Source organism: Ekhidna sp., assembly GCF_040223195.1.
Taxonomy (GTDB): domain Bacteria; phylum Bacteroidota; class Bacteroidia; order Cytophagales; family Cyclobacteriaceae; genus Ekhidna.
In genome coordinates, this window is the sequence record NZ_JAVKDX010000003.1 from 87,891 (window position 1) to 108,396 (window position 20,506).

At 44.8% G+C, this 20,506-nt stretch carries 24 protein-coding genes; 13 read left to right on the forward strand and 11 right to left on the reverse strand.

The features are described 5' to 3' along the window. The first annotated feature begins 96 nt into the window (after positions 1 to 96). The 5 genes from RLN88_RS00440 (at position 97) to RLN88_RS00460 (ending at position 4,714) form a co-directional block, all read left to right on the forward strand. Positions 97 to 909 carry an enoyl-ACP reductase FabI gene (locus RLN88_RS00440; protein ID WP_350219402.1) on the forward strand — a complete coding sequence of 271 codons (813 nt, stop codon included), beginning with the start codon at positions 97 to 99 and terminating at the stop codon, positions 907 to 909. Between the two features lie 31 nt (positions 910 to 940). Then, positions 941 to 1,294, forward strand: a complete 354-nt coding sequence (locus tag RLN88_RS00445; protein ID WP_350219403.1) for a four helix bundle protein — start codon at positions 941 to 943, stop codon at positions 1,292 to 1,294. 30 nt (positions 1,295 to 1,324) lie between these two features. Beyond that, positions 1,325 to 2,113: a 4-(cytidine 5'-diphospho)-2-C-methyl-D-erythritol kinase gene (gene ispE, locus RLN88_RS00450; protein ID WP_350219404.1), complete on the forward strand. Its 789-nt coding sequence runs from the start codon at positions 1,325 to 1,327 to the stop codon at positions 2,111 to 2,113. Between the two features lie 93 nt (positions 2,114 to 2,206). Beyond that, positions 2,207 to 3,016 (forward strand): ion transporter, encoded by an 810-nt coding sequence (locus tag RLN88_RS00455; protein WP_350219405.1) that lies wholly within the window; start codon positions 2,207 to 2,209, stop codon positions 3,014 to 3,016. A gap of 84 nt (positions 3,017 to 3,100) precedes the next feature. Beyond that, positions 3,101 to 4,714, forward strand: a complete 1,614-nt coding sequence (locus tag RLN88_RS00460) for a SulP family inorganic anion transporter (protein WP_350219406.1) — start codon at positions 3,101 to 3,103, stop codon at positions 4,712 to 4,714. Positions 4,715 to 4,716: 2 nt separating this feature from the next. On the opposite strand, the gene RLN88_RS00465 is transcribed toward RLN88_RS00460, so the two are convergent. The 4 genes from RLN88_RS00465 to tgt are packed head-to-tail and all read right to left on the reverse strand — an operon-like array spanning position 4,717 to position 8,174. Next, on the reverse strand, positions 4,717 to 5,037 hold the full coding sequence (locus RLN88_RS00465) for a heavy metal-binding domain-containing protein (RefSeq protein ID WP_350219407.1): 321 nt from the start codon (positions 5,035 to 5,037) through the stop codon (positions 4,717 to 4,719). A gap of 2 nt (positions 5,038 to 5,039) precedes the next feature. Further along, positions 5,040 to 5,951: a DMT family transporter gene (locus RLN88_RS00470; protein ID WP_350219408.1), complete on the reverse strand. Its 912-nt coding sequence runs from the start codon at positions 5,949 to 5,951 to the stop codon at positions 5,040 to 5,042. Beyond that, positions 5,948 to 7,030, reverse strand: a complete 1,083-nt coding sequence (locus RLN88_RS00475; protein ID WP_350219409.1) for an LptF/LptG family permease — start codon at positions 7,028 to 7,030, stop codon at positions 5,948 to 5,950. The genes RLN88_RS00470 and RLN88_RS00475 overlap by 4 nt, the downstream gene beginning before the upstream one ends. 13 nt (positions 7,031 to 7,043) lie before the next feature. Next, entirely contained in the window at positions 7,044 to 8,174 is a 1,131-nt protein-coding gene (tgt, locus tag RLN88_RS00480) for a tRNA guanosine(34) transglycosylase Tgt (RefSeq protein WP_350219410.1), read from the reverse strand. Between the two features lie 89 nt (positions 8,175 to 8,263). Here tgt and RLN88_RS00485 point away from each other — a divergent pair, with 89 nt between their 5' ends. The 3 genes from RLN88_RS00485 to rsmG all read left to right on the forward strand — a co-directional run bounded on the left by RLN88_RS00485 (position 8,264) and on the right by rsmG (position 10,669). Continuing rightward, on the forward strand, positions 8,264 to 9,340 hold the full coding sequence (locus tag RLN88_RS00485; RefSeq protein ID WP_350219411.1) for a glycosyltransferase: 1,077 nt from the start codon (positions 8,264 to 8,266) through the stop codon (positions 9,338 to 9,340). Continuing rightward, entirely contained in the window at positions 9,328 to 9,939 is a 612-nt protein-coding gene (locus RLN88_RS00490) for an RNA polymerase sigma factor (protein ID WP_350219412.1), read from the forward strand. Before RLN88_RS00485 ends, RLN88_RS00490 begins: the two co-directional genes overlap by 13 nt. A gap of 160 nt (positions 9,940 to 10,099) precedes the next feature. After that, positions 10,100 to 10,669: a 16S rRNA (guanine(527)-N(7))-methyltransferase RsmG gene (gene rsmG, locus RLN88_RS00495; protein ID WP_350219413.1), complete on the forward strand. Its 570-nt coding sequence runs from the start codon at positions 10,100 to 10,102 to the stop codon at positions 10,667 to 10,669. Positions 10,670 to 10,717: 48 nt separating this feature from the next. On the opposite strand, the gene RLN88_RS00500 is transcribed toward rsmG, so the two are convergent. The 3 genes from RLN88_RS00500 to RLN88_RS00510 form a co-directional block, all read right to left on the reverse strand. Further along, positions 10,718 to 11,239, reverse strand: coding sequence for a hypothetical protein (locus RLN88_RS00500; protein WP_350219414.1), 522 nt, complete (start codon positions 11,237 to 11,239; stop codon positions 10,718 to 10,720). Positions 11,240 to 11,346: 107 nt separating this feature from the next. Continuing rightward, a complete protein-coding gene (locus tag RLN88_RS00505; RefSeq protein ID WP_350219415.1) occupies positions 11,347 to 11,859 on the reverse strand; it encodes an outer membrane beta-barrel protein in 513 nt (170 codons plus the stop codon). A 131-nt stretch (positions 11,860 to 11,990) separates the two neighbouring features. Beyond that, on the reverse strand, positions 11,991 to 12,476 hold the full coding sequence (locus tag RLN88_RS00510; RefSeq protein ID WP_350219416.1) for an outer membrane beta-barrel protein: 486 nt from the start codon (positions 12,474 to 12,476) through the stop codon (positions 11,991 to 11,993). A gap of 366 nt (positions 12,477 to 12,842) precedes the next feature. On the opposite strand from RLN88_RS00510, the gene RLN88_RS00515 reads away from it, so the two are divergent. From RLN88_RS00515 to RLN88_RS00525, 3 genes are all read left to right on the forward strand, one after another. After that, the gene (locus RLN88_RS00515; protein ID WP_350219417.1) at positions 12,843 to 13,322 is read left to right on the forward strand and encodes a hypothetical protein; all 480 of its coding nucleotides are present in this window, start codon (positions 12,843 to 12,845) and stop codon (positions 13,320 to 13,322) included. Positions 13,323 to 13,512: 190 nt separating this feature from the next. Next, entirely contained in the window at positions 13,513 to 14,223 is a 711-nt protein-coding gene (locus RLN88_RS00520) for an SIR2 family NAD-dependent protein deacylase (protein ID WP_350219418.1), read from the forward strand. Then, positions 14,204 to 14,671: a nuclear transport factor 2 family protein gene (locus RLN88_RS00525; protein WP_350219419.1), complete on the forward strand. Its 468-nt coding sequence runs from the start codon at positions 14,204 to 14,206 to the stop codon at positions 14,669 to 14,671. Before RLN88_RS00520 ends, RLN88_RS00525 begins: the two co-directional genes overlap by 20 nt. Here the strand turns inward: RLN88_RS00525 and RLN88_RS00530 are convergent. Genes RLN88_RS00530 through RLN88_RS00540 form a run of 3 tightly spaced genes read right to left on the reverse strand, consistent with a single transcriptional unit; the run spans position 14,668 to position 17,748 of the window. Beyond that, on the reverse strand, positions 14,668 to 15,720 hold the full coding sequence (locus RLN88_RS00530) for an amidohydrolase family protein (RefSeq protein WP_350219420.1): 1,053 nt from the start codon (positions 15,718 to 15,720) through the stop codon (positions 14,668 to 14,670). The two genes, RLN88_RS00525 and RLN88_RS00530, sit on opposite strands and share 4 nt — an antisense overlap. Before the next feature lie 25 nt (positions 15,721 to 15,745). Then, positions 15,746 to 16,903: a tetratricopeptide repeat protein gene (locus RLN88_RS00535; protein WP_350219421.1), complete on the reverse strand. Its 1,158-nt coding sequence runs from the start codon at positions 16,901 to 16,903 to the stop codon at positions 15,746 to 15,748. 44 nt (positions 16,904 to 16,947) lie between these two features. After that, on the reverse strand, positions 16,948 to 17,748 hold the full coding sequence (locus RLN88_RS00540; RefSeq protein ID WP_350219422.1) for a hypothetical protein: 801 nt from the start codon (positions 17,746 to 17,748) through the stop codon (positions 16,948 to 16,950). 254 nt (positions 17,749 to 18,002) lie between these two features. Here RLN88_RS00540 and RLN88_RS00545 point away from each other — a divergent pair, with 254 nt between their 5' ends. Beyond that, positions 18,003 to 18,158, forward strand: a complete 156-nt coding sequence (locus RLN88_RS00545; protein WP_350219423.1) for a hypothetical protein — start codon at positions 18,003 to 18,005, stop codon at positions 18,156 to 18,158. 3 nt (positions 18,159 to 18,161) lie between these two features. Continuing rightward, a complete protein-coding gene (gene ggt, locus RLN88_RS00550) occupies positions 18,162 to 19,859 on the forward strand; it encodes a gamma-glutamyltransferase (protein ID WP_350219424.1) in 1,698 nt (565 codons plus the stop codon). Here ggt and aat read toward each other — a convergent pair. Further along, a complete protein-coding gene (gene aat / locus RLN88_RS00555; protein ID WP_350219425.1) occupies positions 19,856 to 20,491 on the reverse strand; it encodes a leucyl/phenylalanyl-tRNA--protein transferase in 636 nt (211 codons plus the stop codon). The genes ggt and aat overlap by 4 nt on opposite strands. Between the last annotated feature and the right edge of the window lie 15 nt (positions 20,492 to 20,506).

Sequence of the window (20,506 nt, forward strand, 5' to 3'; positions counted from 1 at the left end):
TTAGTCACCCTGAATTTATTTCAGGGTCTATTTTTGTAAAATTGGTAATAGATTCTGAAACAGGTTCAGAATAACCCTAACTAGAAAACAAATACTATGTCACATAATCTACTTAAAGGAAAAAGAGGAATTATTTCCGGTGCACTGGATCAAAACTCCATCGCGTGGAAGGTAGCTGAGAAAGCAAAAGAGCAAGGTGCAAGCTTCACACTAACCAACGCTCCTATCGCCATGCGAATGGGTGAGATTAATAAGCTTGCCGAGCAGTGCGGTTCGGAGATCATCCCTGCGGATGCCACCTCCATGGAGGATCTGGAAAACCTTTTCACTAAATCGCAGGAAGCATTAGGTGGCAAAATTGATTTCGTGCTCCACTCCATTGGCATGAGCCCCAACGTGAGAAAGGGAAAATCATATGGTGACTTGAATTATGATTGGTTTCAAAAGACACTGGACGTCTCTGCCCTCTCTTTTCACAAAATGATGCAGACAGCCGAGAAGCTGGATGCCATGAATGAGTGGGGATCTATTGTAGGGCTTTCCTATATCGCTGCACAACGGACTTTTCCGGACTACTCGGACATGGCACAAGCCAAAGCCTTACTGGAATCCATCGCCAGAAGCTACGGCTACAGACTTGGCGTAAGCAAGAAAGTACGGGTGAATACCATCTCTCAGTCTCCAACGATGACTACAGCCGGTTCGGGGGTTCCTGGATTTGATGTATTCTTCAACTACGCAGACAAAATGTCTCCGCTTGGTAATGCCGATGCGGAAAGCTGTGCAGACTACTGTATCACCCTGTTTTCCGACCTGACCAGAATGGTGACCATGCAAAACCTGATGCACGATGGCGGGTTTTCTACTTCGGGGATTACTGATGCATTGGTGGAGGAATTGAGTAAGTAGCTAGTCGCAAGCTTCAAGTTGCAAGTTTGGTATGCGGAACTTTAAAGAGTTGCTGATATGGCAAAGGGGAATGGAGATATGGGAGGAATCGTACAAGATTACTCAATTGCTTCCTGCTGATGAACGGTTTGGCTTAGTAAGTCAGATAAACAGAGCGTCAGCTTCCATACCGGCCAACATAGCAGAAGGAGCCAGTCGAAAAGGAGTAAAAGATCAGGCAAGGTTTATTCAAATTGCCCTTGGTTCTACTTTTGAACTTGAGACTTTTTACATTGGAATGACACGGTTAAAACTTGCTGAAGAAGCGGAGATTAATAGGATTTTAGAACTGATAATTGAAGAGCAAAAGATGCTTTCGGGCTATTTAAAACAACTTACTTCTTGAAGCTTGAAACTTAAGGCTTGCAACTAAATCATGATCGCTTTCCCAAACGCCAAAATCAATCTTGGGCTCAACATTCTGAGCAAGCGGGAAGACGGCTATCACAACATTGAGAGCTGCTTTTATCCCATCCCATGGAATGATTGTCTGGAGGTAATAGAAGCAGCTTCTTTTGCTTTTCATAGCTATGGACTGGATATCCCCGGAGACTCCTCCTCTAACCTCTGTGTGAAAGCCTATGACCTGATCAAGGCCGATCACGACATCCCACCAGTGGAAATTCACCTTCTGAAAAACATCCCTATGGGTGCCGGACTGGGCGGAGGCTCAGCAGATGGAGCCTTTACTTTAAAAGCACTAAATGATTTGTTTGGATTGGGTATTTCCGACCTGCAACTTGAAGCTTACGCCTTGCAACTCGGAAGCGACTGCCCGTTCTTTATCAAAAACCAACCGGCCCTTGCAGCCGGGAGAGGTGAGCAACTTAAACTTATCAACCTGGATTTATCCGGCTATTACTTAGCCATTCATAACCCGGGCATTCACATTTCTACAAAGGAAGCATACGCAGGAGTCACTCCAAAGAAGCCTGAACATTCCATTATAGATATCGTCTCAAAACCAGCCAAGGAATGGAAAGGCACGCTTCACAATGACTTTGAAAATTCTATTTTCCCCAACCATCCGGAAATCGCAAAACTTAAGCAGCAAATGTATGACGCTGGAGCGCTCTATGCCTCCATGACCGGAAGCGGCAGTACGGTTTTTGGGGTGTTTGAAAAGCCTATTACCAATCAGAACTGGAGGACTTTTGGCCTCTAAAACTTTATTCAATACACCACCCAACACATTATCTAGCGATTTATAAGCCAATCGCATGTATCTTTCCAGATTAGTTATACTATCACCACACGCATGCTTCGCTTTGTAGAACACATCCTTAAGAATTTCCTGGAGTCGGCTCGCTTCCAAAATTTCATCACTGGCATTATCATCCTCAATTCGGCTCTGATTGGGCTGGAAACCTACCCAGAGATCGTAAAGGATTACGAGCCCCTCATCGATACGTTCGATATGGTGATCCTGGTGTGCTTTACCATTGAGATTGCGCTGAAGATTTTCATCTATCGCCGTAAATTCTTTACAAATGGATGGGATGTGTTCGATTTCATCGTGATTGGAATCTCCATCTTGCCAGCCGCGGGATCATTTTCCATTTTCCGTGCGCTTCGGATCATCCGTACGCTACGCCTGCTCAAAAGCCTCCCCAAGCTACGACTCATCATCGAATCATTGCTTCATTCCCTTCCAAGTATTGGTTGGATTGTGGTGTTGCTGGGCATTGTCTATTACATCTATGCGGTGGTGGGCTATAATCTATTTCAGGAAGGATACCCTGAGTATTTTGGCACGCTAGACAAAGCCTTTTTTACTCTTTTCCAGATCATGACCCTGGAAAGCTGGTCGTCTGCTATCGCCCGGCCCATCATGGATGGCGTGCCCTACTCTGCTATCTATTTTGTTACGTTTATCCTCATTGCTACTTACACCACCCTCAACGTTTTCATTGCAATCGTGGTAAATACCATGAACCAACTGGCCATTGCAGGCATGCATGAAGAAGAGGAGCACATCAAGAGTTTTGTAGCATCACAAAATAAGCTGCTTCATCAGAAACTGGATCAGCTCCAGGAAGAGATGGAGTCATTGAAAGGCAAGAAGTAGTACTTCCTCGCTTTCAAAAACTCCAGCAATTCCTACCCTCCCTCTCCAAATATTCTATCTTTGCGCGCTCAATCGAGAAGGCACATGAAAAGAATATTTCGAAATTTCACTTTCAATCCTAAGAATGACATCCTATCGGGTCTTACAGTAGCTCTTGCCCTAGTGCCCGAGGCTGTGGCCTTTGCCTTTGTCGCAGGTATAGATCCAATGGTTGGGTTGTATGGCGCATTCATGATGGGGATTGTTACTTCAATGTTTGGGGGCCGTCCAGGTATGATCTCCGGTGCTACTGGTGCAATGGCCGTCGTGATGGTTCATATGATCCAGAAAGGAAATGAAGCTGGAGTTTCTCTGGCAAACCCTATTGAAAATCTGGGATTGCACTGGCTTTTCATCACACTTCTCTTGGTTGGGGGTATTCAAGTCTTAGCCGGAGTTTTACGACTGGGAAAGTTTGTTCGCCTCATCCCCCACCCGGTGATGATGGGATTTGTGAATGGTCTTGCAATTGTAATTTTCCTTTCACAGCTAGGTCTTTTCAAAGAAAAAGTGAATGGTCAGTACCAATGGATGCAGGGGGAGGATCTTTTTATTATGCTCGGTCTAGCAGGGCTTACCATGGCCATTATGTACTTCTTGCCAAAGCTCACTAAAAAGATTCCATCAGCACTAATTGGTATAGTGGTAGTAGCATCCATCACTATTTTCGGAGGGTTAGACGTTAGCACGGTGGGTTCTTTTATTCGCGAAGGAGGTGGAAACGGGCTTGAAGGTAGCCTTCCCTCCTTCCAGTTTCAGATTTTTGGTTTGCTGGATACCCTGAATGGAAACTGGGGATTAATCATTTCCACTGCATTCCTATTGGCTGCAGTTGGCTTGATCGAGTCACTCATGACCCTCAACCTAATTGATGATATGACGGAAACACGAGGAAGCGGAAACCGTGAATGTGTTGCCCAGGGAGGCGCCAACATCATGAATGGATTATTTGGAGGGATGGGGGGATGTGCCATGATTGGTCAGTCCATCATTAACGTAAGTTCAGGAGGTAGAGGCCGACTCTCCGGGATCACTGCAGCAGTTGCACTTCTCTGTTTCATTCTTTTTGCCGCTCCTCTCATCGAACAAATCCCAATTGCAGCACTAGTAGGTGTCATGTTCATGGTGGTGATCGGAACGTTCGCCTGGAGTAGCTTTCGCATCATCAATAAAATACCACTGGCGGATGCTATCGTTTTAATTACCGTATCCGCTATAACAGTTTGGCAAGATCTGGCCATAGCCGTGATTGTAGGAGTTATAATGTCTGCATTGGTATTTGCATGGCAGAACGCCACAATGATCCGTGCCAGAAAGTCAATCAAAGAGGATGGCACCAAAGTTTATGAAATCTGGGGGCCACTGTTTTTTGGTTCTGTTCAGGCATTCAACAATAAATTTGATGCCGCCAATGATCCTGAAATGATTGAATTGGATTTTATTGAATCACGTGTAAGTGATCACTCAGGAATTGAAGCAATCTATGCATTGGCTCAGAAATATAAGGATTACGGCAAACAAATCAGGCTGACCCACCTGAGTCCAGAGTGCAAAATGCTCTTACAAAAAGCCAGCCCGGAGTTTGAAAATATGATTGTATCATCCATCGATGATCCTCGCTACCATGTAGTGACGGATCTGATGGATAGGGAGGTTTGAAACTAATCCAGCTTCACGGCTGTGCCATTGGCACTCACCATCATCATCCCGGAATCTTTCCCAAGGGTTTCATAGTCCAGATCGATGGCCAGAATTGCGTTGGCTCCCAGTGCCTTTGCTGCTTCGATCATTTCCTGAATGGCAATATTCTTGGCATCCCGGAGTGACTTTTCGTAGGCACCAGATCGGCCTCCAACAATATCCGTGATGGATGCAAAAATGTCCTTGAAAATATTGGCACCAATGATGGCCTCACCGGTCACCATCCCATAGTATGTAGAGATGGTTTTCCCTTCTACGGTATTTGTAGTAGTTAAAAGCATAGTTATCTTATAATATCGGTTGATAGCGCCTTTTTCTTGTAGCGCCGATTCAATAACGGGTAGAGTAGCACTGAGGTTAGGATCAATAATGTCCCTAAGTAAAATCCGGGGCTCATCTCTTCGCTATCTCCGAAAATAATCAAAGCGAGGATAATGCCATAAACTGGCTCCAGATTCACTACCAGATTGATGGAAAATGCGGATAGGCGCTTCATTAATTCCACGGAGACAGAGTAAGCATACACCGTACACACAATTGCAAGGATGCTGAGATACAGCCAATCGGAAAGTGAGGGGGATAGCGAAAGTGAATCAACAAAGTATCCGGCATAGATGGGGAAGAAGAGGGCTGTAGCCGCACAGGCTCCAATCATCTCATAAAAGGTGATCACATAAGGATCGTACGACTTTGTCAGCCTCCCATTAATTACTGTAAATACCGAGGCAATAAACGCCGAAAGTACTGCGGTGAGCAAACCAGATAGGTAATCGAACTCTACATTGAAAATCACGCCGATCCCGATAAAGGCAATAACGCTCAACAAAACTTCAAACCCACGAATTTTTCTACCCTGAGAAAGTGGTTCTATCAAGCTGGTCCAAAGTGAGCAGGTGGCCATACCAGCCAGGCAAACGGATGCATTGGAAATACGTGCAGACAGGAAAAACAGAATCCAGTGAGCGGCAATGAGTGCTCCCGTTCCAAGGATAATCAGGTAGTGTTTCCTCGAATTAATTTTCAGGGATCGCTTCGAAAACTTCAACACTGCCCAAAGTCCAACAGCTGCGATAAGCGTTCGGTAAAAGACCACCTCCACCGATGGAATTTGAATGAGCAAGCCTAAAATCGCCGTGAAACCCCATATCAAAACAATGAAATGAAGTATGAGATAATCCTTCTTTTCCTGGATCATCGCGGTACTGTTTTATAAAGCAACATCGCTACTCCGGTGAAGATGATGTTGGGCATCCAGATAGCAAGGATTATATTCATGGAGCCAGCCTCTGCAATGGCCCTACCCAATACAAATGTGATAATGAAAGCAAAAGCAATCACAAAACCGAGGGCGATCTGAAAGCCTGTACCCTCCCTGGTCTTTCGAGCGGACACAATTACACCGATGGCCATCAGGATGATCACCGTAAAAGGTGCCATGTATCGAATGTACTTTTCGGTCTCGTAGATATGCACATCGTCTGCACCGCGTGACTTTTGGAGCTTTATATGATCGTTCAGCTCATACATGGTCATGGTTTCCCACACCCGATCCTTATTTCCAAAATCAGAAGGATACATATTCAGCAAAGTGTCCATGCTTGCGCCTTCGGTTATGATCTCCCCACCTTCATTGATCTGCCTCCTTTGCCATTTCTTCAGTGTCCATCTCCCCGTAGTATCCCAGGCAATCTGTCGTGCGGTTACTTTATCCACCAGCTTCGTACCATGCATGGTTTCCATGGTCACAGACGATCCGATATCCCTACGCACATCATATCGGTACATATAGATGTAATCTTCGAGGCTATCCCGCTCGGCAATCTTCATGTGGATGTGCTTATCCGTATTGTAAAAAGGGTCTTTTAGGTATTCCAATTCAAATTGAATCCGAAACTTGTTGGCGTTGGGGATCACATAACTATTGAGGTAGAAGCTGGCAATGGCAATCATCACCCCGGCTATCAGATACGGAAACAGCATCCTCCGAAAGCTTACACCGCTTGCCAGAATCGCTACAATCTCAGACTTGCCAGCCATCTTGGCAGTGGTAAAAACAGTGGCAATAAACACCGTGATAGGCGTCAAAAGACCGGCTATGAAAGGGATAAAGGTGAGGTAGTATTGCTGGATTAATTCCCCACTAACATCATTTTTAATGAAGTCATCATTCTTGTCCACATAGTCCAGCACACAAATAATTACCTCCAGGGATAGCACCACAAAAACGAATGCCACCAGGATTTTTTTTAATATGTACCAGTCTAATTTTTTCATTGATCGTGCCAAATCACAGCCGCTGACTCACCTTTTTCACCATTGTATCTTTCCAGCCAGCGAAGTTATCACTTAAGATTTGTTTGCGTGCCTCCCCTACCAGCCAGAGGTAAAAAGTGAGGTTTTGAATGCTGGCAATTTGTGCGCCAAGAATCTCATTGCTGGTGATTAAATGACGCAGATATCCCTTTGTATAAAAAGTGCTCACATATCCACCCAGTTCAGGATCGATCGGTGAAAAGTCATCTTTCCATTTTTCATTACGGATATTCACAATCCCCTGAGTGGTAAATAGCATGCCATTTCGGGCATTACGAGTCGGCATCACGCAATCAAACATATCTACTCCTAAAGCAATGCACTCCAGGATATTTGCAGGTGTGCCCACACCCATCAGGTACCGAGGCTTGTCCTTAGGTAGGATACTACACACATGATTGGTCATTGCATACATTTCCTCAGCAGGCTCACCTACGGAAAGCCCACCTATGGCGTTCCCCTCCCTGCCTTTACTCGCTATATACTCAGCCGATTGACTTCTTAAATCCTTATACACACTCCCCTGTACAATCGGAAAGAGCGTTTGGTCATAGCCATACCTACCCTCAGTCTCATCAAATCGTTGTACGCATCGATCCAGCCAGCGATGAGTCATATGCATCGATTTTTCCGCATAGCTATACTCACATGGATATGGTGTGCATTCATCAAAAGCCATGATGATATCTGCGCCGATGGTTCGCTGAATATCCATGATCGATTCCGGGGTGAAGAAATGCCTGCTCCCATCCTTGTGGGATTGGAAATGCACACCCTCTTCCACAATCTTGCGATTATCCGCAAGCGAATAAACCTGATATCCCCCGCTATCCGTGAGGATAGGACGATCCCAGCCATTGAATTTGTGCAATCCTCCCACCTGCTCAATAACCTCCAATCCCGGACGCATATACAGGTGATAGGTATTTCCTAAGATAATCTGAGCTTTAATATCTTCTTTAAGCTCACGTTGATGCACTGCCTTCACCGTCCCGGCCGTGCCCACAGGCATAAATATGGGAGTCTGAATCTCGCCATGCGCTGTTTTCACTATGCCTGCACGAGCGGAAGTTTTACTATCTGTATGCTGTAAATCAAATTGCATTGGGGCGCAAAAATACGCTTAAATCGTATGGATGAAGGGTATTTTGAATTGGGATTCCTTTTGGTCCCAGGTTTTGTTTATTTCACTACATGATTTTCACACTCTGGGTAGCCTTCGGACTGTACCACCTGGCTTTTACGTTAATTTTTGCACTTGCATTTAGCAAGTATAGGCATGCTGAAAATGAGCGATCTCCAGCTATAAGTGTTGTCATTGCCGCACGCAATGAATTAAAAAACCTGAAGCAGTTGATACCTGCACTTCTCCAGCAGGACTATATGGATTTTGAGGTCATTGTAGCCCTGGACAGATGTACGGACGAAAGCAAAAAATACCTAAAAGCACTGGCTCATCCTAAAGTCAAAAGTGTAGAAATATCTGAGGTGCCAACGGGGTGGAATCCCAAGAAATATGCACTGACCTCAGCTATTGACACTGCCAGTGGAGAGTGGCTGGTACTTACGGATGCAGATTGTGTCCCTCTCTCCAATCAATGGCTGAAAAACGTGACAGGTAATATGAAAGATGGAACTGAGATTATTCTCGGGGTTTCACCTTACCGAGCTCATGGTACGTTCTTGTCACATTTCATCCGTTTTGAATCCTTCATGACTGCCTTTTCCTATATATCAAAAGCTCACTATGGCAGGCCTTACATGGGAGTAGGCAGAAACATGGCCATCAGAAAATCCTTCTTCCATAAAGTTGGCGGCTACCTTCCTTTCAAGTCCATTACAGGGGGTGATGATGACCTTTTTATCCAGAAAAATGCAACAACCACAAATACCCGGGTAGTGTTGGGCAGGGAAAGCCTGATGGAAACTGAACCGGAGCAGACCTGGAAGGCTTATTTTCACCAGAAGGTCAGGCATTTATCCGTCGGACATTTCTACAAAAAAAGTGATCAGCTAATATTAGGTTTAAATCATGGGGTTCACTTTTTGTTTGTAACTGGCTGTCTTTTCAATACCACTCACTCTTTTTTCTGGCCGACACTCCTTTTTTACCTATTTATTAAATTCATGAGTTATAGATTTGCCGCAGGCAAAATTGGAACCAGCATCAACTATCTGCTGCTTCCACTCGTTGACATGCTGTATGCACTTCTCACCCCGGTGATTGCATTGCGGTCAAAACTCGTAAAGGACATTAAATGGAAGAACTAAATCGTCAGTTTTCTGAAAAGGCCCTCCGGGACTTTAAGCTGATTGATCTGGCCACTGAGGGCAAAGATCAGGCTGCTTATGCGGAGCTCATGCAGCGATACAAGAAGCCTGTTTACCACATGATCCTCAAAATGGTGAGGAATGTAGACGATGCGGAGGACCTGACGATTGAGGCCTTTGCCAAAGCGTTCAAAAACCTGAGCCGGTTCAAAAAGGACTACACATTCAGCACATGGCTTTTCCGGATCGCGACCAACAATGCCATTGACTTTATCCGAAAGAAAAAACTGAATACCTTCAGCCTGAACAGCACCTTCACCGACGACAGTGGTGAGTCCGTAAACATGGATGTGCAGGATAAAAACCTTACTCCCGATCAGGAAGCGATCAAAGACCAAAAGATTGAGTTGGTTCGCATGTTTGTAGATAAGCTCCCGGCCAAATACCAGCGATTGGTAAAACTTCGATATTTTGATGAGCTTTCATACGATGAAATTGCCCAAGAGCTGGAAGCCCCGCTTGGTACGGTAAAGGCACAATTGCACCGTGCCCGTGAACTCATGTACGAGCTCGTGAAGGATAAGAAAAAGCATATCTAATTAAATTAAATATGTCCCCTTGAGGGACTACAGGGGTGTTTTAAGCTAGAACTAAAAACACCCTCCTAACCTCCCTCAAGGGAGGAATATTCCTTAAATCATGACTAGTCAAATCATTAAAAATTACTTCCCTGACCTCACAGACAAACAAAAGGGTCAAATGGAACAACTACTCCCCCTTTATAAGGAGTGGAATGCAAAGATCAATGTCGTCAGTAGAAAAGACATAGACCAATTGTATGAACGGCACGTCCTGCATAGCTTGGCGATTGCCAAATTCATTTCGTTTACCAATGATTCCAGCATCCTGGATGTGGGTACCGGAGGTGGATTTCCGGGCATTCCTTTGGCCATACTTTTTCCAGATTGTTACTTTCATTTAGTAGACTCCATAGGGAAGAAAATTACGGTGGTAAGCGAGGTGGCCAGCTCAATCGGGCTAAACAACCTGACAGCCGAACATCAGCGAATGGAGAAAGTAAAGGGCTCTTTTGATTTTATTGTTTCGAGAGCTGTGGCACAAACAAAGCAACTGTTTATCTGGGCGCACCAAAAGGTGAGCAAGGACCAACGCAACAACCTGGACAATGGAATGATCCTGCTAAAAGGCGGGGATCTGACCCTGGAAATGAAGGAATTCGGAAGAAGATATATTGAAAAGGATTTAACGGAATACTTTGAAGAAGAATTCTTTAAGACGAAGAAAATTATTTATGTTCCTGTTCATTAGATATAAAAAACCCTTCCAGCCTGGAAGGGTTTTTGTAATCTTGAGATACTAGAAATACAGCGTGAACCCAATGTTCAGCCCAAAAGTATTCCGGTCGATAATATCATCACCGGAAGACATGGTATAGTTCAGGGCAGGTTCAATTGCTATGTTATCCACAATCCAGATCGGATAGCCTCCTTCAAAAGCAAGAACATTGTAAGTGATTTTTGCTTCACCTATTCCTGAATCCAATTTGCTTGAAGCAGCTGAAAAAGATGCCCCAAGAAAAAAAATACCACTAACATAGTATCTCGCAAATGGACCAATCTGGGTAGATGTGCTTTTTGAATCCCCCTGTTTTACGCTGGAGAATCCAACATTCACCCCTGCCACAAGGTTATCAATCAAAAAATATCCTGCCTTGCCACCAATATTGAAACTGGTTACGTTATCCCCGGAACCATCAAAACTGGTAGATGAAAATCCAAGGTTGGAATTAGGGCCTATAAGCCACCCTCCTTTTTCTATTTGCGCATGGACAACCCCGAAAAATGCTACCAACGTAACGGTAAGTAGTGATTTTTTCATTGTTTCATATTTTAGTTTAAAACGGCGGCAAACATAAGGCATAAAAAAAATAAGGACATAAAAAAACCTCTCGTAGGAGAGGTTTTTGATTCGAAGTACAATGTTGATTATCCACCAATTCTATAAGATAAACCTGCCTGAATAACGAACTGCTCGAAAGCAGTATTGTACTTTAATTGACCATTGATGTATAAAGCGTCCCCTGCTGGGATCATAGCTCCTCCACCCAAATTGATTCCTGTTTCATTATCGGAAATAGAAAATCCTCCACCTGAAAACTTCGCTGACCCAAAACCTAGACCAGCTAGTGCGTAAAATTTTCCATCACTGAAATAATATCTTGCATCTAAGTTGAAAGATGATGTCTTAACGGATGCTCCCCCCTCTTCTTCTTTGAAGAAAAAGGTATAGCTAGGAGCCGCACTAATAACATCAGTAATAAGATATTCACCTCCAATATTGATTCCCAATGCTCCTTTCTCATCGCCATCGGTCAAATCAACCGTCGCTTTGGTGCCATATACGAGTCCTGCACCAACTCTAATTTCTCCCTGCTCCTGAGCGGTAGCAGCAAATCCAAATAATGCCACGAGTGTGGCGGTTAGTAAAATTTTCTTCATAATGTGATTTGATTTTTAGTTTTTAATACTTGCAATATAAACATTGTGATTTTTTTTTGGACTTCCCGAATAAGTATAGGCATAAAAAAACCCCAGCTTGCGCTGAGGTTTTAATCTTTTATCGGTATCCCTTAGAATGAGTAAGAAACGCCAAACTTGATGATCAATCCAAATGGATCTTCTGCTCCATCAGGCTTTGCCAAGTTATAGTCCAATCCAGCACCGATACCAAACTGATCAGAAATGCCATAAACACCACCTAGTCCAAGATTAAGACCCATAGTGCTGTCAACATCTCCTCCAAGCATAGTAAGACCAGCCTTACCGAATACTTTAAAAGCGTCTGTCATGAAGTAATACTTGTAGTCAATTCCAATAGCGCTTGCAGTGAAGCTGTCTTTTGTGTAAGAGTAATACTCAACAGTACCAGACATAGCATCCATGAAGACATACTCGAAACCTCCACCAAAACCAGTAGTGCTTTCGTCACCGCCGAAAGCTCCAGTAGCAATACCAACACCAGCATTGATGCTCATATCACCTTGCTCTTGTGCGTTTGCAGTCGTTCCTACTAGAAGAAGAGCTGCGAATACTGAAAGAATAGTAAATTTTTTCATAGGATTAATAAATAATTTGGTTGTACAATAGACGCAATATAGTCAGGATAGTTGCATCTGCAAATACCCATTTGGTGGTATTTTATAAATGGCTGATTTCGAGGCTCAAAATGTGAAATAAAAGGGGCTTTGGTAGGCCAAATCAATGATTCCAAATTCACTCTATTTGAATAGTTAAATTATTTATTTAAATAATTAAATTTAAAAAAACTTAGCCTGGGAAAGGAATGTGAAGGATCAATGGCGGCAGCTACTTGATTAATGAGCAAAAGGAAGGTTATTTAAGTGTGGAGCAACGCTAGTTTGAGGCATTCTTTGGTTAAGTTTAAAGGAAAAATTATCAATCAACTAAAACACTCATCAAACATGAAAATCAAAACACAACTAGTAAGCCTGATCCTGGTTTTTCTTTCGGTAGCATCATTTGCCCAAAGTCAGGGGGACGTTCGTGCAGGTGCAGGTCTTGGATTTGGATTTTCTCCTTTTGGAGGAGACGGGGCGCTCGGCTTTGGTGCCAACTTCGAATACGTTTTCAAGTCGGGAATGTCTGGCTCGCTGGAGTATTATTCTTACACCAAAGACAGCTTTACCACCAATGTTCTGGGAATCGATTATCGCTATTACTTTGTGACCGGGGACACGCAGGTATATGGCTCTGCCGGGCTTACTAATCTCGGAGGAGATGTAGATGGTACATTGAGTTTAAGCCTCGGAGCTGGGGCAATCTTTCCACTTTCCGGCAACCTAGGTGCTGCTGCTGCATTGAATTATAATATGGCCAAACCTGATGGAGCCAACGATCCTTTTGGTTTCAATATGAAAGGCGGAGTGGTTTATTCCTTTTAGGAGAACACCAAGCGAACTATCAGGAGCATGTCTCATAAGTCCTAACTGGTCTGTCATACTGAGCCTGCCGGCCGGCAAAGGCAGGAACGAAGAATCTCAACTATTCAGCATTTCAGTTATCTAAAAGTTGAAGATTCTTCACTATCGTTCAGAATGACACTTTTGAGATGTGCTCTTTTTTATTTGCAACATGAAAAAGAAAATCGCAGTACTTACCGGGGCGGGCATCAGTGCTGAAAGCGGCCTAAAAACTTTTCGGGACTCGGATGGACTTTGGGAAGGCCATGATGTGACCAAGGTAGCTACCCCGGAAGCCTGGGCAAGGGACCGGGCTTTGGTCCTGGAATTTTACAATCAGCGAAGAAAACAAGCACTTGAAGTAAAACCCAACCCCGGACACCTGGCACTGGCCACATTGCAGGAATTTTTTGAAGTGGTGATCATCACCCAAAATATAGATGCGCTGCACGAAAAGGCCGGGAGCTCAAACGTACTCCACCTTCACGGTGAGATAAGTAAAGTGAGAAGCACACTTGACCCGGAACTGATTTATGAACTGGAAGGATGGGAACTGAAGGAGGGTGACAAATGTGGCAAGGGATCGCAGCTTCGTCCACACATTGTCTGGTTCGGAGAGCCTGTGCCGATGATGGAGCCGGCAATAAGAGAGGCTCTTTCTGCTGATATTTTTATTGTTGCGGGCACTTCGCTGGTGGTGTATCCAGCCGCAGGTTTGCTCGACTTCATCCGACCGGAGGTACCTAAATTCGTGGTGGATCCAAAAATTCCGGAGACCGCTACCGGAAATAATTTTTATCTTTATGAAGAGCCTGCCAGCACCGGCCTGCCCAAAGTCAAAGAATACCTGATCAAAAATTACCATGAGCAAATCCACACTTGAAAAATTTTATCAATCGTTCCAAAAACTGGATGCCAAATCCATGGCAGAGTGCTACCATGAAGAGGTTGTTTTCAATGATCCTGTATTTAAAAACCTGGATTACGCGCAGACCACCGCCATGTGGGACATGCTCATCAAACGCTCGAATGGAAATCTTGAAATTGACTTTCACACGGTGATGGGTGATGATGCGCTTGCGCAGTGTATTTGGGAAGCTGAATATGAATTTTCAAAAACCGGCAATCCGGTTCACAATATTATTCACTGCACTATGGAATTTAAGGATGGCCTGATTATCAGACACACGGATGAGTTTGACTTTTGGCGATGGTCCAAAATGGCACTGGGACTTACCGGGGTTTTACTCGGCTGGTCCCCAATGATCAAAAATCGGGTAAGGAAGATAGCGCGGATGTCGCTGGATCATTACCTGAAGGAGAAAGGCTAGCGCTCCTCCATCAGCACTTTTATCAATTCCTTGTTTTTGCTTTCACTTAGTCCCAGCCAGTCAAGTGTAGACTGAAAAAAGATATTGTCCAAATCCTTCTGAGGCAAATCCATTTCTTCGATGAACTTCCCTATTTCAAGGTCTCCCAGCGGGAAGGGATAATCTGACCCCAGGCACACCTTTTCCGATCCTATCAAGTCAATGACGTACTGCAGATATGTCGGGTCATGCGTGATGCTATCCACCCAAAACTTGCCCAGATATTCTCTTGGGTTTACATCGTTGTGGACGGCCACCAGGTCGGGCCGACAATTGAACCCATGCTCTAACCTGCCAATGGTTGCCAGCAGGGATCCGCCGGCATGGGCAAAGCAGACCCGCAATTTTGGATATCGCTCAAATACCCCACCGAAAATCATGGAAGCAGCTGCTCTGGCTGTTTCTGCAGGCATCCCCACCAGCCACGGCAGCCAATACTTCTCCATGTATTCCTTGCCCATCATATCCCATGGATGCACCAGTACGGCCATCCCCAGGCTTTCACAGGCTTCAAAGAATTCGAAGAATCTCGGCTTGCTCAGGTTATGATTATTGATATTGGAACCAATCTGTACTCCCGGTATTCCAAGCTCTTTTAGTCTTTCCAACTCTTTCACTGCCAGATCAGGGTCCTGCATGGGTACCGTGCCAAGCCCAATGTAATTTTTGGGATTTTCCTCAACCACCTGGGCAATGTGGTCATTCAAGAACATGGAAAGATCCAGGCAATCGTGCGCGTCTGCCCAATAGCTAAACATGACAGGGATCGTGCAGATCACCTGCACCTGTGTATCAAATTTTTTATACTCCTCAATCCTCAGCTTTTCGTCCCAGCAGTTTGATTGTATCTCCCGAAAAAACTTATCACCTTTCATCATGCGTGCAGCCTCTGGCTTATGGTGCAGCAAACTGATGAAGTCTCCATACCCAAATTTCTCAGCAAAATTTGGAATGCTGTGCGGGAGGATATGCGTGTGCATATCTATTTTCAAACTTGTTTTATTTGCCATATTACAAAGGTAAAAATAAAATCCCCTATTGGCTACCGCAATGCTTGTCCAGCATCTGATCCGCCTGTTTCATACCCAGCTTACTCGCATTTTTCAAATACGAACATCCCTTTTCTTTTTCATCCAGGCTCAGGTAAGCCATAGCTGCATTAAACCACACATGTTCATAGCCTCGATCTATAGACAGGTATTGCTCATAGAAGCCCACTGCATCCTGGTATTTACTTTCATAAAAGAGCGAATTGCCGATTAGGTAAAATGCCTCGGTCCTGGCCGACTCAATTTGCATGGCTTTTATAAAATCCCTCCGGGCCTGACCGTAATCACCCATTCTGAGCAGGGCCTTTCCCCTACTTATATATGCCAGATCGTCTTCCGGATCCGCTTCAATTGCCCTGGAGTGATACTTGGCGGCTAGGCTGAAATTTCCACTTTCATAAGCATTGGCTCCCACCAGATTCAGCATGGGGGCAAATTCCTCATCGTCCATTAGCTGCTGAGGCAATTGTGTAGACTCATCCAAAATCGCCAGGTTGTACCAGGCAAGATAGCTGCCTGAATCCAGTCGGATTGCCGACTTCAAATCTTCAATGGCTGCCTGCTCCTCTCCCATTTTCGCATAGAGCTGTGAGCGATTGATATAGCAGTCTACTGTCGTGTCGTATTCAAATGCTTTAGTGAAATCCCGCAATGCATTTTCCCAATCTCCGGTCTTCTCATAGGCCATCCCTCGATATTGGTACACCCTGCTCAGCATGGTTTGTAGGGTGGTCAAAAACGTACCACTTGCCCCGGCAGGGTCACTCACATAGTATATCGCTTTGGTTTCAGATCCAGACTGATTTTCAATGACATGGGTAAAATCTGCGATTGCCTGATCCGTACTGGCTGAATGATAATAGATGAGCCCCTTTTGAAAATACGCTTCAAGGTTGGTTGGATCGTGCTTAATTACCGCCTCGTAATCTGCCAGGGCCCTAAGGTCTTTCCCCTCAGCTTCATGGATCATCGCGCTCAGAAAATAGTCCTGTGCGTTTGGCTTTCTGGCCAAATTATGATTGATAAATAACCTGGCGGAATCAAGTTGATTTCGATTGAAACATGATCTGGCCTGCTCATAATAGTCCTGAGCGAAAAGTAGGCTTGAATTAAGGAAAAAGAAAGTCAGGATGGCCGATCTCATGGCGTTTGGGATTCTCCATGAAAACGATCAGTCAGGTGAATTAGTTATAACACCTTCTGAATCTGCATGCTGCTCTCTTTGCACAGATGCTCAAATTTGCCGCTCTCCATCTTATAGAAGCTTACAGCCATCACCAGAAAAAGGCCTGTTCCTTCCGGAATGATTCGATTGTCGATAGAGATCATACCCGTCATCGGTTCCGTTGGTATCTTCAAAAGTGGCAGCATGGAGCTTTCGTAGGTTCCAAACTTGCCGTGCAGGTCTTTATTGACAGGTTTATATCCACCAGCTTTTTGATCAAACTGATAGTCGGAAAGTGCGATCAATCTGGCTGTAATTTTAAAATTGGTAGCTCCCTTTGGGCTTTTGAATGTTTTTTCCGGAATAAATGCAGGAAAATGCAAAATGACTTGCCCTCTCTGCGATCCCGGTTTTACAAAATATTTTGCACCGAAGATTTTCTCATATGGAGCTTTTGAATTGAACTCAAACCCATTGAGCAAATATCCGTGCTTACTCAAAAATAGTGGACGGGTTCCTGTCTTGCCCTCCTCCATTTTGGCCAGGTTTCGAAACTGGGCTGTCAGCTTACCGGAAACATAAGTTTCACAGATTTCGGACATCCCGGTTGAAAGGGACTGCCTCAGCGTCTTGGCCATCATAGATGCTACCCCAAATTCCTTTTGATTGTTTCTAAGCTCCTTATAAGAAGCTTTCGTTTTGATCTGCTTTGCAGTAGGGCCGCCTTTTTTGGCGATAATCTCCCGATCCACTCCTTTCAACCTGTACTTTCTGTATCCTTTGGGAATTTCAATTTCTACGGGAGTTCTTGGAGAATCTTTCATAAGGCTGGTTAGCTTTTCTAGGTTGATAAGATTGGTTGCTTTTTCTTAGGGCCGATGAAGATAGTAATTCGACCCGTAACAACAAAATTTTATATCCATCAATTCATTTAAATACTTATTTGCTAATCACTGAGAACGATGGAGTTATGAAATCAGCTAAAAACCTTCATCCTTAACGTATGCGTAATATCATTTTTTTACCCAAACAACGTTGTTTAGCTTTCTGGGTTGATATGTTCAAAAAGATTTTACTAGTGTTCGTAATCCTGATGGGAGCCACCATGGTTTCATCCTGTAGTTCAGGTAAGCATACCGTGAAAGTGGTGAAGCCAAAAAAGCACTGGTTTCCCTATGACCAGGCAAAACATCACAAAAGAAAGCGAACCAAGATTGTTCGAATGAAATCCTAGCCCATGAAAACCTTTCGACTCAGCTTGCTTCTTTGGGTTGCCTTTGCTTGTCAACCACAGCAAACCAATTCACCAACAAGTGAAACCGGGCCGCTTGGAGAAACAGCGATGATCTCATCGGCTCATCCCCTGGCTACCAAAATTGGGGTGGAAGTTTTAAAAAATGGCGGGAATGCCTTTGATGCAGCAGTGGCGGTCAAGTTTGCCCTGGCGGTGGTTTTCCCCCGGGCTGGCAATATTGGAGGTGGAGGATTTGCCGTTTTCAGGAAAAATGATGGCACGATTGGAGCAATTGACTTCAGGGAAAAAGCGCCAAAAGGTGCCAGGAGGGATATGTATCTTGATTCTGCTGGCAATGTGATTGATGAATTGAGCACTGTGGGGCATCTAGCCGCTGCTGTGCCGGGTTCAGTAGACGGGATTTTAGCGCTGCATGAAATGCATGGCACTCAGCCTTTGAGTCGGCTCAGCCAGCCAGCCATTGACCTGGCAACTTCAGGATATGCCATCACGCAAGACCAGGCAGATGAATTCAATGAAAAAAGAGAAGATTTTGTCCGTGTAAACGGATCCAATTTTTTTCTGGTAAAGGATCAACCATGGCAAGCCGGAGATAGTGTCAAATTCCAGGAGTTGGCCGGTACCCTCATTCAGATTCGCGATCAGGGAAGAGCGGGATTCTACGAAGGTATAGTGGCCGATCAGATTGTACAGGAAATGGAACGGGGCGGTGGACTGATCACCAAAGAAGACCTCACATCCTATAAAGCCAAATGGAGAGTGCCAATAACCGGAAATTATCGTGGGCATAGGGTAATTTCCATGCCGCCACCCTCCAGCGGTGGTGTGGCTTTGTTGCAGCTCCTTCAGGGAGCAGAGCAGTACGACATTCGGGAAATGGGGCACAACACGGCTCAGACAATTCACCTGATGACGGAGTTGGAGCGGAGGGTGTATGCTGACCGGGCCACTCACCTCGGCGACCCGGACTTTTATGATGTGCCCGTGAAAATGCTCCTTGATCCTGACTATAATAAGGATCGATTCTCCTCCATCTCATTAGTTAAAAAGACCGATTCTCAGGAGATAAAAGAAGGAGAGGTGGAAATCATCGAAAGTGTGGAGACCACCCATTTTTCGATTGTTGATCCCGAAGGAAATGCCGTTTCGCTCACCACCACCCTCAATTCGTTTTTTGGATGCAAAGTATATGTCAAAGGCGCAGGATTTTTCCTCAATAATGAGATGGATGACTTCAGCGCCAAACCCGGAGTTGCCAACCAGTTTGGCCTGGTAGGAGGGGAAGCCAATGCCATCCGACCGGAAAAACGGATGCTGAGCAGCATGACGCCTACCATTGTGGAGAAAGATGGAAAATTAAAAATGGTGGTGGGTACACCCGGAGGAGCTACCATTATCACTTCCAATTTTCAAGCGATCATGAATGTGATTGATCATGGCATGAGCATGCAGGATGCCGTGAATGCGACACGAACTCACAGCCAGTGGCTGCCGGATAGAATTCTTATAGAGGAACGGCCGATTGACCCTCGGGTGATCGAAAAGCTAGAACGCTTGGGGCATGAAATAGAGCCAAGAGAAGCGATGGGCAGAATGGATTGTATCCTGATCAGAGAAGATGGAATGCTGGAAGGTGGTGCGGATTATACTCGCGGGGATAATTATGCTGAGGGGTTTTAGTTAAGGTATTTTAAAAACTCTTCCCGACCAATCTCTTTGGCGCCCATACTTGCCATGTGATCTGAATGCACCTGACAATCAAACAGCACTCCCCCCTCTTTTTGGAATCGTTGGATGAAGCTAATAAGAGCCACTTTGGAGGCATTGCTCACTTTGGAAAACATGGACTCCCCGCTAAAAACCTTACCTGACCGAACGCCATACATCCCACCCACAAGCTCATCGTTTTCCCAAACCTCAACTGAATGAGCGATCCCCATATCATGCAACCGAATATAGGCCAGTTCCATCTCCTCCGTAATCCACGTCCCCTTTTGCCCTCTCCGTGGAATCCTCCGGCATTTCTGAATGACCTCCTCAAAATTTTGATCAACCGTCACAGAGAAATCTTCCTTTTTCAACACCCGATACATGGATTTTGAAACGTGCAACTCCTCGGGGAAAAGGACAAAGCGAGGATCGGGACTCCACCAGATGATTGGGTCGCCCTCACTGTACCAGGGAAAAATCCCCGACTGATAGGCGATGACCAGCCGCTCGGGCAACAGATCCCCACCCACCGCGACAATGCCATCTTGGGCTCCTTCTACCGGAGGAAATATCAAGTCGTCTGTCAGTTGGTAAATTGGCATTTAGCACGAAATTAA